The sequence below is a fragment of the Enterococcus sp. S53 genome (assembly GCF_016516865.1).
Taxonomy (GTDB): Bacteria; Bacillota; Bacilli; order Lactobacillales; family Enterococcaceae; genus Enterococcus_D; species Enterococcus_D innesii.
Genome location: NZ_JACVUH010000008.1, coordinates 37,013 through 53,671 on the forward strand (window position 1 = coordinate 37,013; position 16,659 = coordinate 53,671).

Annotated in this window: 13 protein-coding genes; 9 read left to right on the top strand and 4 right to left on the bottom strand. The window is 45.4% G+C overall.

Annotated features, from left to right (window positions below):
* Positions 1-14: 14 nt before the first annotated feature.
* The 7 genes from IAE45_RS11330 to gor all read left to right on the top strand — a co-directional run bounded on the left by IAE45_RS11330 (position 15) and on the right by gor (position 9,817).
* On the top strand, positions 15-755 hold the full coding sequence (locus IAE45_RS11330; protein WP_077454136.1) for a Stp1/IreP family PP2C-type Ser/Thr phosphatase: 741 nt from the start codon (positions 15-17) through the stop codon (positions 753-755).
* Positions 752-2,755: a Stk1 family PASTA domain-containing Ser/Thr kinase gene (gene pknB, locus IAE45_RS11335; protein WP_096741974.1), complete on the top strand. Its 2,004-nt coding sequence runs from the start codon at positions 752-754 to the stop codon at positions 2,753-2,755. Before IAE45_RS11330 ends, pknB begins: the two co-directional genes overlap by 4 nt.
* Before the next feature lie 223 nt (positions 2,756-2,978).
* Positions 2,979-3,446 (top strand): CtsR family transcriptional regulator, encoded by a 468-nt coding sequence (locus IAE45_RS11340; protein ID WP_005230319.1) that lies wholly within the window; start codon positions 2,979-2,981, stop codon positions 3,444-3,446.
* 5 nt (positions 3,447-3,451) lie between these two features.
* The gene (locus tag IAE45_RS11345; protein ID WP_008381720.1) at positions 3,452-5,932 is read left to right on the top strand and encodes an ATP-dependent Clp protease ATP-binding subunit; all 2,481 of its coding nucleotides are present in this window, start codon (positions 3,452-3,454) and stop codon (positions 5,930-5,932) included.
* Positions 5,933-6,201: 269 nt separating this feature from the next.
* Complete coding sequence (locus IAE45_RS11350) at positions 6,202-7,122, top strand: peptidase U32 family protein (RefSeq protein WP_200127205.1); 921 nt, start codon at positions 6,202-6,204, stop codon at positions 7,120-7,122.
* Between the two features lie 13 nt (positions 7,123-7,135).
* Positions 7,136-8,377 carry a peptidase U32 family protein gene (locus tag IAE45_RS11355; RefSeq protein ID WP_081119196.1) on the top strand — a complete coding sequence of 414 codons (1,242 nt, stop codon included), beginning with the start codon at positions 7,136-7,138 and terminating at the stop codon, positions 8,375-8,377.
* A gap of 93 nt (positions 8,378-8,470) precedes the next feature.
* On the top strand, positions 8,471-9,817 hold the full coding sequence (gor, locus tag IAE45_RS11360) for a glutathione-disulfide reductase (RefSeq protein WP_081119195.1): 1,347 nt from the start codon (positions 8,471-8,473) through the stop codon (positions 9,815-9,817).
* Between the two features lie 163 nt (positions 9,818-9,980).
* Here gor and IAE45_RS11365 read toward each other — a convergent pair whose 3' ends face one another.
* The 4 genes from IAE45_RS11365 to IAE45_RS11380 all read right to left on the bottom strand — a co-directional run bounded on the left by IAE45_RS11365 (position 9,981) and on the right by IAE45_RS11380 (position 14,104).
* Positions 9,981-10,967, bottom strand: coding sequence for a polyprenyl synthetase family protein (locus tag IAE45_RS11365; RefSeq protein WP_081119194.1), 987 nt, complete (start codon positions 10,965-10,967; stop codon positions 9,981-9,983).
* Between the two features lie 11 nt (positions 10,968-10,978).
* On the bottom strand, positions 10,979-11,539 hold the full coding sequence (locus IAE45_RS11370; RefSeq protein WP_005232987.1) for a Gx transporter family protein: 561 nt from the start codon (positions 11,537-11,539) through the stop codon (positions 10,979-10,981).
* A 10-nt stretch (positions 11,540-11,549) separates the two neighbouring features.
* Positions 11,550-11,957, bottom strand: coding sequence for a NusG domain II-containing protein (locus IAE45_RS11375; protein ID WP_005230326.1), 408 nt, complete (start codon positions 11,955-11,957; stop codon positions 11,550-11,552).
* A gap of 206 nt (positions 11,958-12,163) precedes the next feature.
* Positions 12,164-14,104, bottom strand: coding sequence for an NAD(P)/FAD-dependent oxidoreductase (locus IAE45_RS11380; RefSeq protein ID WP_005230327.1), 1,941 nt, complete (start codon positions 14,102-14,104; stop codon positions 12,164-12,166).
* Positions 14,105-14,374: 270 nt separating this feature from the next.
* On the opposite strand from IAE45_RS11380, the gene pplA reads away from it, so the two are divergent.
* Positions 14,375-15,313 (top strand): extracellular electron transfer flavoprotein PplA, encoded by a 939-nt coding sequence (gene pplA / locus IAE45_RS11385; RefSeq protein ID WP_077454144.1) that lies wholly within the window; start codon positions 14,375-14,377, stop codon positions 15,311-15,313.
* Positions 15,314-15,575: 262 nt separating this feature from the next.
* A complete protein-coding gene (locus tag IAE45_RS11390) occupies positions 15,576-16,652 on the top strand; it encodes an FAD:protein FMN transferase (protein ID WP_074536301.1) in 1,077 nt (358 codons plus the stop codon).
* Positions 16,653-16,659 lie beyond the last annotated feature (7 nt).

Here is a 16,659-nt window from a genome sequence, read left to right on the forward strand (position 1 = left end):
CGAGGTGAAAGAAATTGGAGATTCGTTTTCAAACAGATGTCGGCAAACGTCGCAACACAAACCAAGATTTTGCAGCAACCTATGTAAATAAAGCCAATGTGACATTGGCCTTGCTTGCCGATGGCATGGGGGGCCACCGGGCCGGAGATGTCGCTAGCCGTCAAGCAGTCAGTGAGATCGGCACCGCTTGGGAACAGACAGAACTGACAGATAGTGAAAAAACTGCCCAATGGCTGATCCAAAAAATCCAAGCGGAAAGCCAAGTGATTTTCCAAAAAGGACAAGAACAAGAAGAACTTAGCGGCATGGGCACCACGATCATTGCTGTGGCCTTATTAGGCGACCAGTTTACGATCGCCAATGTCGGGGACAGCCGTGCCTATCTTTTACGCAATCAAGTGCTGACCCAAATCACAGAGGACCATTCACTGGTCAATGAATTGGTGAAGTCAGGACAAATCACAGCAGAAATGGCCTTGAATCATCCTCGCAAAAACGTTTTGACCCGCTCGATCGGTATGCCAAGCGAAGTCGAAGTCGATGTGGCGATCCACTTTATTGCAGACGGGGATTATTTGCTGCTGTGTTCAGATGGATTGACCAACATGGTCTCAGATGAAGAGATCACAGCAACGATCCAAGAAACCCCTGAGCTGGAAGAAGCAGTGCAATCATTGATCGATCAAGCCAACGAACGCGGCGGTGTCGACAATATCACGGTATTATTGATTAAAGTTGGAGGAGAGCGCCCATGATCGAAATTGGGAAGAAGATAAACGGCCGATACAAAATCATCGGCAATATCGGCAGCGGCGGAATGGCAAATGTGTTTTTGGCGCATGACTTGATCTTAGACCGTGAAGTGGCAATCAAAGTGCTTCGTTTTGACTTCCAAAACGACCAAAGTGCGATTCGGCGCTTTCAACGAGAAGCCTTGGCGGCGACTGAGCTGGTTCATCCCAACATCGTAACCGTTTATGATGTCGGCGAAGAAGACGGCATGCAGTTTTTGGTGATGGAATATGTCAAAGGGATGGATCTCAAGCGCTATATCCAAACGCACTATCCCGTACCTTATTTGCAGATCGTTGATATCATCCAACAAATCTTATCAGCGGTGGCATTGGCCCATCAGCACCGCATCATTCACCGGGACCTAAAGCCCCAGAATGTGCTGATCAATGAAGACGGCGTGGTGAAAATCACCGATTTTGGGATCGCGATCGCCCTATCAGAAACATCGATCACCCAAACCAACTCGATGCTAGGCTCGGTGCATTATCTTTCACCAGAACAAGCACGAGGCAGTATGGCCACCAATCAATCAGATATTTATGCGATCGGGATTATCCTCTATGAAATTTTAACCGGCAAAGTACCCTTTGATGGCGAATCAGCCGTAACGATCGCCTTGAAACACTTCCAAGATGAGATCCCTTCGATTCGGATCTATGACAAAAATGTTCCACAATCGCTGGAAAACGTCGTGTTGAAGGCGACCGCCAAAGAACCGGCGGATCGTTACAAGACCGCCGATGAAATGCGGGCGGATCTCGATACCGTGTTGTCTCCTGAACGGCTCAATGAACCGAGATGGGAACCTCATGCCCTGATGGATGAAACGAGAGTGCTGACCCCTGTGGAAGCAGCCCAAGTCGAAACGCCGCCAGTGGAAGAACCCGTGGCAGAAACGGCTGCGGATCAAGCTGAAGAAGCGGCGCAGCCGAAAAAGAAAAAACGCAAGCGCTGGCTACTGCTGCCAATCATTATGGTGATCGCACTGCTAGGGATAGGCAGTTACTTCCTATTCGGCGGTGGTCGGGGAGATGTGGCAATTCCTGAAGTCAGTGGTCAGACAGAAGCCGCCGCTCGGGCCGAACTGGAAGCCGCCGGTTTGAAAGTGGCAGACGAGGTGGAAGAAATCGAAGATGATGAAGTCGAAGCAGGCAATGTCGTCAAAACCGATCCCCCAGAAGGCAATGAAGTCAAAAAGAATTCCGTCGTGACTCTCTACATCAGTAGTGGAACGAAGAAAATCACCCTTGATGACTATGAAGGCCGTTCCTTTGATGATGTCAAAAAAGAGTTGATCGATTTGGGCTTTGATGAAGACAGAATCAAAGAAGAGCTAGAGTCGTCAGATGATGTCGATGAAGGGGATATTATCAGTCAATCACCAGCAGCAGGGCGGGAAGTTTCCCCAGCAGAAGACGAAATCACCTTTAAGGTCAGCTCCGGACCAGATAGCTTCGCAATGGACAACTATTATGGCATGACAGAGGCAGATGCACGAGCAGCATTGACTTCTCGTGGTGTCGACCGATCACAGATCGAAGTGAACTATCAATCTAGCAGTCAACCATCAGGCACGATCATCGCCCAAGCACCCGCAACAGGTGAAACGGTGGTGACTTCCCAAACGACCATCACTTTGACGGTCAGCAGTGGGCAGGAAATGGTCAATGTACCAAGAATTGTTGGGAAAAGCCAAGCCGATGCAGAAGCAGACTTGAATGAAGCGGGATTGGACTCAACTTTTGAGGAAGAGGACGGCTATAATGACTCGGTACCAGCTGGACATGTTGTCCGTGTCTCTCCAGGTGCTGGAACCTCCGTCGAAGTTGGCTCTACTGTAACGGTCACGATCTCTAGAGGACCTGAACCAGATGATTCGTCCTCATCGACGCCAAGCAGTAGTTCAGATGATTCCTCTGATTCAAGTGCTACGAGTGAAAGTAGCTCAGAAAGTGATTAGAAACTAGCTAAAACCAAATACTTTAACCAAGCAGCCTTCGGGGACCAAAGAATTCTCTTTTTGTTCCCCGTCCAGCTGCTTGTTTTTGTTTCTAAACCTTATAGTGAGGCACCGGTGTCTTTAAAATTTCCTTTAGTCCGGCCCTTTGTGCAAGCGTACATCTTTCCAAGGAATCAAAAATTGGGTATAATGAAGGTCAGAATTAGTCAAGGGAGGGAATGAATTGAGTCATCACAATACTTCCGATTTGATTGAAGCATATTTGAAGAAAATTCTTGAAGACAGTGAAACCATTGAGATTCGTCGCGCAGAAATGGCAAATTTGTTCAACTGCGTGCCCTCACAAATAAATTACGTGATCAATACCCGCTTTACCGTTCAAAGAGGCTATGCGGTTGAAAGCAAACGCGGCGGGGGCGGCTATATTCGGATCGAGAAAGTCAAAATTACTGACAGCCACCACTACTTAAAAGAAATGAATCAATTATTCGATGAAACCATCTCGGAAAAAGATGCATATGCAATAATCCAGAAACTTTATGAGGAAGGAATCCTGTCCAAGCGAGAAGGCAATTTATTGTTGACCGTCATCGCGAAAGCAGTTCTAGGACGTTCTCCTTATGAAAATAGAACACGAGCTGATTTGCTCCATGCAATTCTAGAACGATTAAGTTACGAAGACAGGAAGTGAAAGAGATGGATGAATTATTCACCCAACGCGCGAAAGCTGTTTTGGCTATCGCCCAAGAAGAAGCAAAATACTTTAAGCACCAAGCAGTAGGTTCTGAACACATTCTATTGGCATTGGTCATTGAACAAAACGGGATTGCCGGCAAAACCTTGCGGGAAATGAATATCACAGAAAATGATATTCGTGAAGAAATCGAACATTTAACAGGGTACGGCACCGTTCGTCAATATCCAGAAAATGCCTATCTCGCATATTCACCACGAGCAAAACATACATTTGCTTATGCAGGGGATGAAGCCAAGCGTTTAGGGGCACCACAAATCGGTACCGAACATCTATTATTGGGCTTATTAAGAGACGAAGACATATTGGCTTCACGAATCATGCTGAATCTCGGCTTGAGTCTCGCGAAAATGCGTCAGCTTTTGAAGAAAAAAATGGGCTTCAATGAAAGCAAAACCAACGGAAGTGCTGGTCGTCGTCGTCCAGCCCAAGCCAAAGCGCAGCAAGGAACACCGACCTTGGATTCCTTAGCCCGTGATTTGACCAAATTAGCCCGTGAAAAACGGTTGGATCCTGTTGTCGGTCGTGCCAAAGAAGTCAAGCGGTTGATCCAGATCCTTAGCCGTCGGACCAAAAACAACCCTGTTCTCGTGGGGGAACCTGGTGTTGGGAAAACCGCGATCGCCGAAGGCTTAGCCCAAAAAATCATCAATGGGGAAGTCCCAGAAGACATGCAAAACAAACGTTTGATGATGCTGGACATGGGGGCTTTAGTTGCCGGAACGAAATATCGTGGGGAATTTGAAGACCGAATGAAAAAAATCATTGATGAGATCTATCAAGATGGTCAAATCATCTTATTCATTGATGAATTGCATACACTGATTGGGGCCGGCGGAGCAGAAGGGGCGATTGATGCCTCGAATATTCTGAAACCAGCCTTAGCCCGTGGAGAATTGCAAACCATCGGTGCCACAACGCTAGATGAGTACCAAAAATACATTGAAAAAGATTCTGCGTTAGAACGCCGTTTTGCCCGGGTGCAAGTCGACGAACCAACACCAGAAGAAGCGGAAGAAATTTTACGGGGGTTGCGTCCTCGTTATGAAGAACATCATGGGGTGGAAATTTCTGATGATGCGTTACACGCCGCTGTGCAATTGTCCGTGCGTTACATCAATTCGCGCCAATTACCAGATAAAGCCATCGATTTGATGGATGAATCAGCTGCCAAAGTGCGTTTAGACAAAACCGATGAAAGTTCAGAATTGGCAGATCTGCAAAACGAGATCGCTAACTTGATCGAAGAAAAAGAAGCCGCCATTCGCCAGCAAGATTTTGAAGCAGCAGCTCGTCTACGGATCAAGGAAAAGAAATTGACCCAACAGCTGACGGAAGTAGCGTTTATGGAAGTCAAAGAAGCCTCAGGCTATGCCGATAGTGTTACTGCAGAAGATGTTGCCACGGTCGTTTCCCAATGGACCGGCGTACCTCTGCAGCAGATGGAGAAAAAAGAAAGCGAACGCTTGTTGGATCTTGAAAAGATCTTGCATCAACGGGTAGTTGGCCAAGAAGAAGCGGTCAAAGCAGTCGCTCGTTCGATCCGCCGCGCCCGCAGTGGATTGAAAGACCCCAACCGCCCAATCGGTTCCTTCATGTTCTTAGGGCCGACCGGTGTCGGGAAAACCGAGCTTGCCAAAGCCTTAGCAGAAGCGATGTTTGGCAGTGAAGATGCCTTGGTTCGTGTCGATATGTCCGAATTTATGGAAAAATACAGCACGAGCCGTTTGATCGGTTCACCGCCAGGCTATGTCGGCTACGATGAAGGTGGGCAATTGACGGAAAAAATCCGTTCAAAACCATACTCCGTCATCTTATTGGACGAGGTGGAAAAAGCCCATCCCGATGTCTTCAATATCCTCTTGCAAGTGCTGGATGATGGTCATTTGACAGATGCCAAAGGTCGGAAGGTCGATTTCCGCAACACGATTTTGATCATGACCTCTAATATCGGTGCCCAACAAATCCGCGAAGAAAAAAGCGTTGGTTTTAATGTCACTGATTTAACGAAAGATCACCAAGCGATGCAAAAACGGATCTTAGAAGAGCTGAAAAAAGCCTTCCGTCCAGAGTTCTTGAACCGTGTGGATGAAACAGTAGTCTTCCAATCCTTAGGTGAAGGGGAGATCCACGAGATCGTGAAGATCATGAGCAAAGCGATCATCAAACGATTAGGCAACCAAGACATCCAATTGAAGATCACGCCATCTGCCATCGATGTGATCGGTAAAGCTGGTTTTGATCCAGAATATGGGGCACGGCCGATTCGTCGGGCCTTGCAAAAAGAAGTCGAAGACCGTTTAAGTGAAGCACTCCTATCAGGACAAATTCATTTAGGTGACAAAGTGACGATCGGTGCTTCCAAAGGATCGATCACCCTCAATGTCAAAGAGGGACAAGCACGGGTCTTGCAACAAGTTTAAGTCGAGCCAATAACGGCAGCGGCGTTTCTATGGTCGAGCAATCGGCATCCATAGGAACGTCGCTTTTTTGTCTTGCTATGTCTAGTAGTGATCAAGAATTCTCCATTGATTATGATTGGTGATTCACAAAAAAATATCCTTCTAAACAGCTTTATGTCAGCGGTTGATTAATGAGCAAAGCGCTATTCGTGAAAAAAAGAGTAACGAGACCTCTTGGAAAGAACACTGCTGTGTGATACTATGAATGAGTTGAAAAAAGGAGGAGTATTATGGTTGAGATTATCGCCACGGTGGAATCGATCGAGCAAGCACAGCAGCTCATCCCTTATGTTGATACATTGTTTTTTGGAGAAGAGACATTCGGGCTGCGCCTACCGACCTCTTTTTCTCGTGAAGAGCAAATCAGACTGATCGACATGGCCCACGAAGCTGGAAAGAAAGTGACGATCGCAGTCAATGGCATCATGCATCCAGAAAAAATGAAGCTGATTCCAGAATACCTAGCATTTCTGAAGACCAATCAAGCCGATCAAATCGCTCTCGGAGATCCTGGGATTATTTACCGCATGAAGCAAAATCCAGAATGTGCCTTGCCATTTATCTATGCAGGGGAAACCTTAGTAACGAGCGCTCGTCAAATCAATTTTTGGGGACAAAAAGGAGCAAAGGCAGCCGTTTTAGCGCGAGAAGTTCCTTTCGAGGAAATGAAAATCATGGCGCCACAACTAAATATTCCTGTGGAAGTATTGGTTTATGGTGCGACCTGCATTCACCAATCGAAGCGTCCGCTTTTACAAAATTATTATAACTATACCCAACAATCGGAAGAAAAGAACCACGACCGTGGGTTGTTTTTATCCGAACCGAAAAAAGAAGAAACCCACTATTCCATTTATGAAGATAGCCACGGCACGCACATTTTTGCCAATAACGACATCAATCTGATGCTGCAGCTGGCGGAATTAGACGCAACAGGCTTTCAAACCTGGAAGCTGGACGGAATCTATACACGAGGGGCTGCCTTTGTGGCAATTGCTAAACTGTTTGCCCAAGCCAAGAGCCTTGTGGAAAGTGGGAAGTGGCAAGCAGAGCAAGCAGCTGTGCTCAGTGAACAAGTTGCCCAACTTCATCCGGCAGAACGTGGGTTAGACACTGGATTTTATGCCATCGATCCTGACGATATCAAGTAAGGAGCAAGAACAAATGACCGTTAAACAAGCATTGAAACGACCAGAAGTGTTAGCACCAGCTGGTACGTTAGAAAAATTAAAAACAGCGATCCACTATGGCGCTGACGCTGTCTATATCGGCGGCAATGCCTATGGTCTACGGAGTCGCGCGGGTAACTTTACCTATGAAGAAATGGCGGAAGGGGTGGCTTTTGCCAAAGCCCACAACGCAAAAGTCTATGTAGCAGCCAATATGGTGACCCATGAGGGCAATCAGGAAGGTGCAGGGGAATTCTTTCGGGAATTGCGAGATGTCGGTATTTCGGCCGTGATCGTTTCTGATCCCGCATTGATACAGATCTGCGCAACAGAAGCGCCGGGTCTACCGATCCATTTGTCCACCCAAGCCAGTGCCACGAACTATGAAACATTGGAATTTTGGCGGGAAGAAGGCCTAGAACGGGTCGTTCTCGCCCGAGAAGTGTCGATGGAGGAAGTCGCTGAGATCCGCAAAAATACTAGCGTGGAGATTGAAGCCTTTATTCATGGCGCCATGTGTATTTCGTATTCTGGCCGTTGTACTTTGTCCAATCATATGTCGATGCGAGACGCCAATCGCGGCGGCTGTTCGCAATCTTGCCGCTGGAAATATGATTTGTTTGACATGCCGTTTGCAACGGAACGAAACAGTTTGACTAAAAACGGGACAGTGGAAGAAGAGTTTTCCATGAGTGCCGTGGATATGTCGATGATCGAACATATCCCTGATCTGATTGAAAACGGCGTGGATAGTTTCAAAATCGAAGGCCGCATGAAATCGATCCACTATGTTTCAACTGTGGCGAACGTTTATAAAGCAGCCGTGGACAGTTACATGGCCGATCCAGAGAACTATGTCTGCAAACAAGAATGGATCGATGAATTGTGGAAAGTTGCGCAGCGCGAGCTTGCGTCAGGCTTTTACTACGATACCCCAAGTGAAAATGAGCAGTTGTTTGGTCTACGTCGGAAAATTCCGCAATACAAATTTATTGGGGAAGTCATGGCGTATGATCCGGCAACGAAAACCGCTACGATTCGGCAACGGAACCACTTTTCCGTCGGCGATGAAATCGAATTTTACGGTCCCGGATTCCATCACTTTCACCAAACCGTCGAAGTCATGTATAATGAAGACGGTGAATCCATCGATCGTGCACCAAATCCTATGATGCTGCTGACGATGCCGGTCAAAGAACCGGTGGAAGTCGGAGACATGATTCGGAAGAAAAAATAAGGTCGAGAGTTTCTCTCGGCTTTTTTTGTTGAATCAATCCAGCCAAAAAGGATCGATGAGAACATAGACAATCTTAAGGAGGAAACAACAAATATGGGAACATACGACTACATAGTAATTGGTGGCGGCAGCGGCGGGATCGCCTCAGCCAATCGGGCAGGGATGCACGGTGCCAAAGTATTATTGATCGAAGGCAATGAATTAGGCGGCACCTGTGTCAATGTCGGCTGTGTACCGAAAAAAGTCATGTGGCAAGCTAGTGAGATGTTAGAAATGATCAAGCGAGACGCAACTAGCTACGGCATTTATCCACATGTGGATAAATTTAATTTTACCGAGCTTGTGGATAACCGTGAAAAATATATTGATTTTCTACACACAGCCTATCAAAAAGGCTTAGACAGCAACAATGTAGAAGTTATCCACGGTTATGCACAGTTTGTGGATAACCACACGATTACCGTCAATGGGGAAAACTACCATGCAGCAAACATTTTGATCGCCACCGGTGGAAAACCTAGCGCGATGAATATTCCCGGCGGTGAGTACGCCATTGACTCGAATGGTTTTTTTGCGCTGCGAGAAGCACCAAAGCGTATGGTCGTCTTAGGGGCAGGCTACATCGCAGCCGAAATCAGCGGTGTCAGCCAACAGCTGGGCAGCCAAGTGGCTTGGGCGTACCGCAAAGAGCGGCCATTACGAACCTTTGACAAGATGCTTGCGGATAATCTCGTGGAGATGTACCAAGAATCAGGAATCGAAACTTATGCAGGCTACGTTGCCTCTCGTATCAATAAAGAAGGTGACGAGTATATCGTTCACTTTGAAAATGGCGAAACCTTGACCGGCGATTGCGTCCTTTTTGCTGGTGGTCGTGTGCCGAATACGGACAAGTTAGGTCTGGAAAACACCGATGTCCAATTGGATGAAAAAGGGTTTATCATTGTGGACAAATATCAAAATACCACAGCTGACTCGATTTTTGCGGTGGGCGATGTCATCGGGAAATTGGATTTAACTCCGGTTGCGATCGCCGCCGGTCGTCGCTTGTCTGAACGCTTGTTCAACGGTCAAAGCGATGCGTACTTGGATTATCACTTAGTGCCGACGGTCATTTTTACGCATCCACCGATTGCCACGATTGGTTTATCCGAAGAAGCAGCCTTGGCAAAATACGGCCAAGAGCAGATAAAGGTGTATCGTTCGCGCTTTACACCGATGTACTTTGCTTTAAATGAGTATCGCCAAAAATGTGAGATGAAATTGGTGTGCTTAGGAGAAGAAGAAAAAATCATCGGTCTGCACGGCATCGGGATCGGTGTCGATGAAATGCTGCAAGGCTTCGCTGTAGCCATCAAAATGGGTGCTACAAAAGCAGATTTTGATCAAACCGTTGCCATTCATCCGACGGGATCAGAAGAATTTGTGACGATGCGTTAAAAGAAAAAAAGCCTCAACGGACAGATGATTTGTCCGTTGAGGCTTTTTTTGCGTATAAAATTCTAGCTATCAACTAAAAAGCCCCCAAAGGTAGATCAAAAATCTACCCTTGGGGACTTATTTCAGTATGATTCCAGCTGCTAGGCTTTTGCTAGATCCTTGATCAGTTCTGACGCCCAAGGATCTGAGCAGTGATCTGATAAAGATATGTTTTGGTTTCATCTTTGGTCTCAGGCAATTTCTGGATCGCCTGCAAAGCCTTTTTCGTGTAGTCGGCAGCGAGTTTCTTGGCTTCGTCAATTCCGGCGCTTTCTTGGACGATCCGATAGACTTCATGGGTATCCGCCTCAGTCATGGCGGCTTGTTTTTCCAGCAGTGGCAACAGTTGTTGGCGGTCATTTTTCAATGCCATCAACAGCGGCAAAGAATAGACGCCTTGCCGAACATCTTCCAATACTGGTTTTCCTAAGGCAGTCGCGTCTTGACTGTAATCCAAGACGTCATCCATGATTTGAAAGGCAAGGCCAATGGCTTCGCCGATCTCACGGGCTTGATTGGCAAAGCGCAAAGAAGTACCACTTTCATAAGCCCCGATAAAGCAGCTTAAAGCAAACAATTCAGCGGTTTTGCCACGAATGTTTTCTAAGTAATCCTCGACAGTGACGGACAAATCATATCGTTTGCTCATTTGCCCTAATTCGCCGGCCAGGATTTTTTCCATACTACGGGAATTCATCTGCAAGCTTTTCATGGAGCTAGCATAATCCGCCATCAATTTAAAGCAGCAGACGAAGAGGTAATCACCAGCATAGACAGCGACATCGTTGCCAAATTCGGAACGAATGGTCGGCAGCTTGCGGCGGGTGTCCGCATGATCGACGATATCGTCGTGGATCAGCGAAGCAGTGTGGAGCATCTCGATCGAGGCCGCCAATGCGACGGCTTTCTCGCGATCTTTGTCACTGCCATAAGCAGAAAAGAGTAGCTGATAAGCAGGACGCAGCAGTTTTCCACCTGAATGGATCATGGATAGGATCGCTTGTTCGACCTCTTTGTTTTTTAGTTTTAATGATTTTTCCATCAATTGCAAGGAGGCAGATAAGTCAGCTTGCAGTGCTGGATACTCTTGCCACATGGAATGAAGTTTCATAATTAACTCCTTTATTCTGAATCCGAGCGCCATTTGACTTTGGTCTGGCGTTCATAATCAATTTGAAAACGGCGCAGTGTTTCGACACGGCGCAGCAAGTAGTTGGCGGCGATCCCGATAGCGATCCCGGACAAGATCCCAAAGAAAGACAGGACCGGCAAGTAGAGCATCACGCTCCAGGATTGAGCGATCCATGAGGCAGTGATCAACTGTCCGACGTTGTGCAAGAAACCGCCGGCCGCACTAATGCCGATGATACTGACACGCTTAGGCCCCAACTGTTTCACCAAAGACATCCCAAAGTAGCTCAGTAAGGAACCACTCATACTATATAAGAAGGTCGAAACCGTTCCTCCTAGTAACGTCGTTAAGATCAGTCTTAGCCAAATCAAGAGAAAGCTGTCTTTTTTCGGCATGGTGAACAAAGCAATAATGGTAATTAAATTTGCCAAACCTAGTTTCGCACCAGGCGCAAAGGCAAATGGATAAGGGATCATATTTTCAACTAAACCAATCACGACCCCTTGGGCGACCAGCAGTGAGATGAAAATTATTCGTTGTAATCGACTCATAAGCAAACGATCAATAGATTAGATCGTCGGTCTCACTCCCATCTGCGGCTTGGATTTCGATCACCAATTTATGAGGTAGACAGACGATGGTTTCCCCATTTTTACTGGCCCAGCCACGGCGGACACAAATCTGGTCGCCGCAATCAGCTTCCTTGATTCGGATCCGATCCCCTTCGATCTCCAGTAAATTGGTATCTCCGTCTTCATCTTCATAAAGATAGGTGTATGCTTTTTGACCTTCAACTAAGTCAAAACGTTTGATTTCTGTCCCATCGACCCGTAAGACGGCTTCTTTGTCAGCCGTTTGCGTCTGGCCAAAAATAAAAAGCGGTAAAAAAGAGCTGAGGATCAAAACAAGTATGATGACGCCATCCCATGGTTTTAAATGGGCATCGCGGATAAATTCTTTTAGTTTCATCAAAAAAGACTCCTGTTCTTTCATGTGATGTGTCTCATTCTAGCATAAGAAGACAAGATTCTACTAGCTGAATCCTCAATAATCCACCGATTTCTGTGCAAGGACGATCAAGAAAAAGTTCTGTACTTGGAAAGAGACCAAGACACTGATTGAAAATCAGAATGTCTTAGTCTCATGAAGTCGTACAGGTATTCTATTTTGCTGGCTTATTTATTGCCATATAAGGAGCGAGGGGTACCGTACCACCATTTTCCAAGGGTACGTTGCAACCATGGGATTACCCAACGGTCTAAACCGACTGCGCGTCCTGAACCGTTCATCAAGGCAAATGCAACTGGAATGAACCAGATGTTTACCCAGTAGAACATACCAGACATACAGAAAGTCAACACCAAAACGATAGTCGTTGCGTTTACTAACCAAGTGAAGAGACCAGCCATCAATGCAAGAGCTAAAGCAATTTCAAAGAAGACCATGAATTTTTGGAAGAACATGGCAACGTCGTTGTTTGGCATAATAAATTGCATAACTTTTGTGAACCAGTCAGGTGATTTTTCAATCACGATCATTGGTTGCTCACCGTAAGCATAGCTCAAACCGAAGTGTGCGGCTTGTGTCGCTGCATCGGCTGCTTCGCCGGCGCCACTAGCGGCACTTGCTGCATCGGCTGCTTCACTAGCACCACTGGCTGCATCAGCGACTGTTTGATATTCCCAAGTCCAAGGGAATACGCTGTTGCCTTGGAACCAAGAACCTTCACCGAACCAAGTACCAGGTTTGAAGACTTCCCCGTTCGTACCCAAAATTTTCTTGAAGGCTTCAACGAACCAGACAAGACCATAGAAAATACGAAGCGGAACACTCCACAAGACGTTACCGTAACGAGACGTGTGACCACGGGCTACTGTCCGGTCATCTTTGATGTGGAAGATTTCATGCATCAAGTATTGGAACATGTAGTAACCAGAACGAATATCAAAGAAGTATTTCAAGTTAACGATGTGTTTCATAATGATCGCTAAGAAACCGCTGAGGTGAATCTTATTGAATAAGTTCGCCACGCCCCATTTGGCACCGATGGAAACCATAAATCCTTGGTAGTTTCCTTTGAATTTATGTTTTTCGCCGCCTTTAATGGCTGAAACGATGTTCGTTGCTGCAGTGTGACCTGTTTGTTCAGCTGCTTGCACGATTTGTGGTGTTGGTGTATTCGGGAATTCTTCGAAGTAAACCAAGTCACCAATAATATAGATGTTTTTGTCTTCGTAGCCTTTTGCTTCCATGTACTCATTGGCAACTAGACGGAATCCACGCGCGGTTTCTAAACCGAAATCAGCAGCATCGCTAGTTCCTTTGACACCGGCAGTCCAGATCAATGTGTGGGTTGGGATCGTTGAACCATCTTTTAGTTTGATGTGGTCAGGTGCCACTTCAACGATTGGTGCATTCAAGACAAGATCAACATTGTTTTTCTTCAAGTAACGTTCTGCTTTCGCTGCATCGTTACGATCAAGCATGTTTAAGATCGTTGGCATTGCTTCAACGACTTTCAAGCTGATTTCACTTGGGTCCAATTTATAATCGGAAGCTAAACGATCTTTCCAATCGATCAGTTCACCGATCATTTCGATCCCGGTAAATCCAGAACCACAAACGACAAAGGTCAACATTGCTTTGCGTAATGCTGCATCTGGTTCGATCGCTGCTTTTGCGACAGTTTTTTCAATGTGTTCGCGAATGCGGACAGCATCGTCAAATGACCATAAAGTAAAGCCGTTTTCTTTAACGCCAGGTGTACCGAAGTCATTCGGTTCGCCACCCATCCCTAAGATCAAGTAGTCAAATGAATAGCTACCTAATTTTGTTTGGACAGTTTTATTTTCTTTATCGATCCCAGTTACTGTATCGGTTACTAAACGAACATTTTTCTTGCGTGAGAACAAGCGCTGCAAGTCATATTGAATTGCGGTAGGTTCTACACGTCCTCCAGCGACTTCATGCAGTTCAGTCATCATCGTATGATAAGAGTGACGGTCGATCAATGTTATCTCAACATCATTGTCTTTTTTCAATTTCTTTGCCATGTACTTCGTAGCAGAAACGCCTGCATAACCGGCACCGACAACGACAATGTTTTTCTTTGCCATTGCAAATCTCTCCTTAATAAAAATAATCTATGATAATAATTACACAATCGTTCCTATTATATAGACAAATGGTTCATTTGTCTAACGATTCTGATGAAAAAAACGCATATTTCCTGAAATTCGTGAAAACTTGCGAAAATCAAAAAATAAGTCATTTTTTCGAGAAAAAGCGGAAAGGAAGCGGTTGACATATCGTAAATTTACTTTACAATGTTATATGTATCACAAACTTTTTTGTGGGGAAAATAAACAAGTAAAAGGTGGATAATTATGAAAGCAAAGAAATTGATTGTAGGTATGGCGGTATTTTCATTCGCAGCATTATTGTTAGGGGGTTGCGGAGCGGACAACAACAATACAGCTTCTTCGTCAACTAGTGAAAGTACATCACAAACTTCTGCAAGCGATTCAGCATCAACAGAAAGCACGGAAGCAACCGTCGTTGCAGGCGAGCCAATGCAAGATGGGACATATCGTTTAGAAGAAAAGAACTACAAAAACGACTACCGTGTTACCTTTGAGATCACAGTCAAAGACGGCAAAATCGTTGAATCAAAATATGACAACGTCAATGCGGATGGCGAATCAAAAACAGAAAACACTGAATACAATGAAACGATGAAAGAAAAAGCAGGTATCAGCCCAGAAGAATTTATTCCTAAATTCAATGAAGAATTAGTTGCCGCACAAAGCCCTTCTTCAATCGAAGTAGTTTCTGGCGCGACTCATTCCTTTGATTCCTTCCAAAACTATGCACAACAATTGATTCAAGCGGCGCAAGCAGGAAACACGGAAACCATTGAAATCGACAATGGTGCAGACTTGAAAGACGGAACCTATACATTAGAAGAAAAGAACTACTCAAATGGTTACCGCGTAGTCTTCTCAATGACTGTGGCTGATGGCAAAATCTCTGAATCAAACTACGACTACCTAAACGAAGCCGGCGAGTCGAAAAAAGATGATGCATCATACAACGAAAACATGGAAGCTAAATCTGGTACAAGTCCAGAAGAATTCATTCCAAACTTCAACGAAGCTTTTGTTTCTGCAGTCAATGCTGAAGATGGTTCTGTGGCAGACATGGATGTAGTTTCTGGTGCAACCCACAGCTTCCACAGCTTTGTTATCTATGCACAACAATTGTTGAATGCCGCTGAAAAAGGCGACCAAACAACAATCGAAGTGGATAACTTCGTTACTGAATAATCACAACTTTTTTGAATGAAGAGGACAGCATTCGTTTTGAGTGCTGTCTTTTTTTCGTGGGCAGCAAGGTCATAAAAGCAAGTTCGTGCAAAAGGAAGCAATCTGGCGGGAAGTTTTTTTTAAAAGAACTGTTTTTTACAAAGAAGAAAAAGTTCGATTAAGGATTCCTAAAATACGTTGCGGAATCACGGAATGCCCCTTTTCATTCTGCTAAAAAAAGGCTATTATATGAAGGTTGAAGACAATAGAAAAGAGGAAAATCATGAAAAAGAAAGTAACGTTTTTTCTGATGTTTGTTTTTTTAGGCACAATGTTGGCAGCTTGTGGCAGTGATCAGGAAGCAACGACGCTGCGAGAAGAACCATATTTTCAAGAAGAATTTTTATTAGGCACTTATACTCGGATTCGCATTTATGATGAAGGCAAAGAGGACGCCATGAAGCCGGCCTTTGACCGCATCAGAGAGTTAGGCGATAAAATCACCATCAACCAAGCAGGGTCAGAGATCGATGAGATCAATGCGCAAGCTGGTATCAAGCCGGTAAAGGTTTCGGATGACATCTATTATTTGTTAAAAGAAGCTTACGATTACAGTGTGAAATCAGAAGGCGGCTTTAATATGGCCATCGGTGCCATCACCCAATTATGGCGAATCGGCTTTGATGATGCCCGCAAGCCAGAGCAATCTGAGATCGATGAAGCATTGAAACATATCAATTATGAACAAGTCGAGTTTAACGATGAAGATCAAACCGTTTATTTAAAAGACAAGGACATGATCCTTGACCTTGGGGCGATCGCTAAAGGCTACATCACGGATGAAGTCGTCAAAGTGCTGAAGGACAATGGCGTGACTTCCGCGATCGTCGATTTGGGCGGGAATGTCTATGTGTTAGGTCATAGTAATCGCGGCACAGATGAGCCATGGAATGTCGGAATCCAAGACCCGAACAAATCTCGCGGCTCGATTATCGGTAGTATCAAAGAAACCAATAAAACAGTGGTTACTTCAGGGATCTACGAACGCTATTTAGAAGTAGACGGCAAAACGTACCATCATATTTTCGATTCTGAGACTGGCTATCCTTACGACAGCGATGTGGCAAGTGTGACTGTCATCACCGACAAATCCATCGATGGCGATGGGTTAACTACGGTGGCGTTTGATAAGGGGGTCAAGGAAGGTTTAGCCTATATCGAACAACATACCGAAAAGGGTACCGATGCGATCTTTATCACAAAAGAAGACAAAGTGTATGTAACCGACGGTATCAAAGATACCTTTGAACTTTCAGAGGAATCAGGCTACACGATGGGTGATCGTGCGGATTTAGAATAGGAGGAGT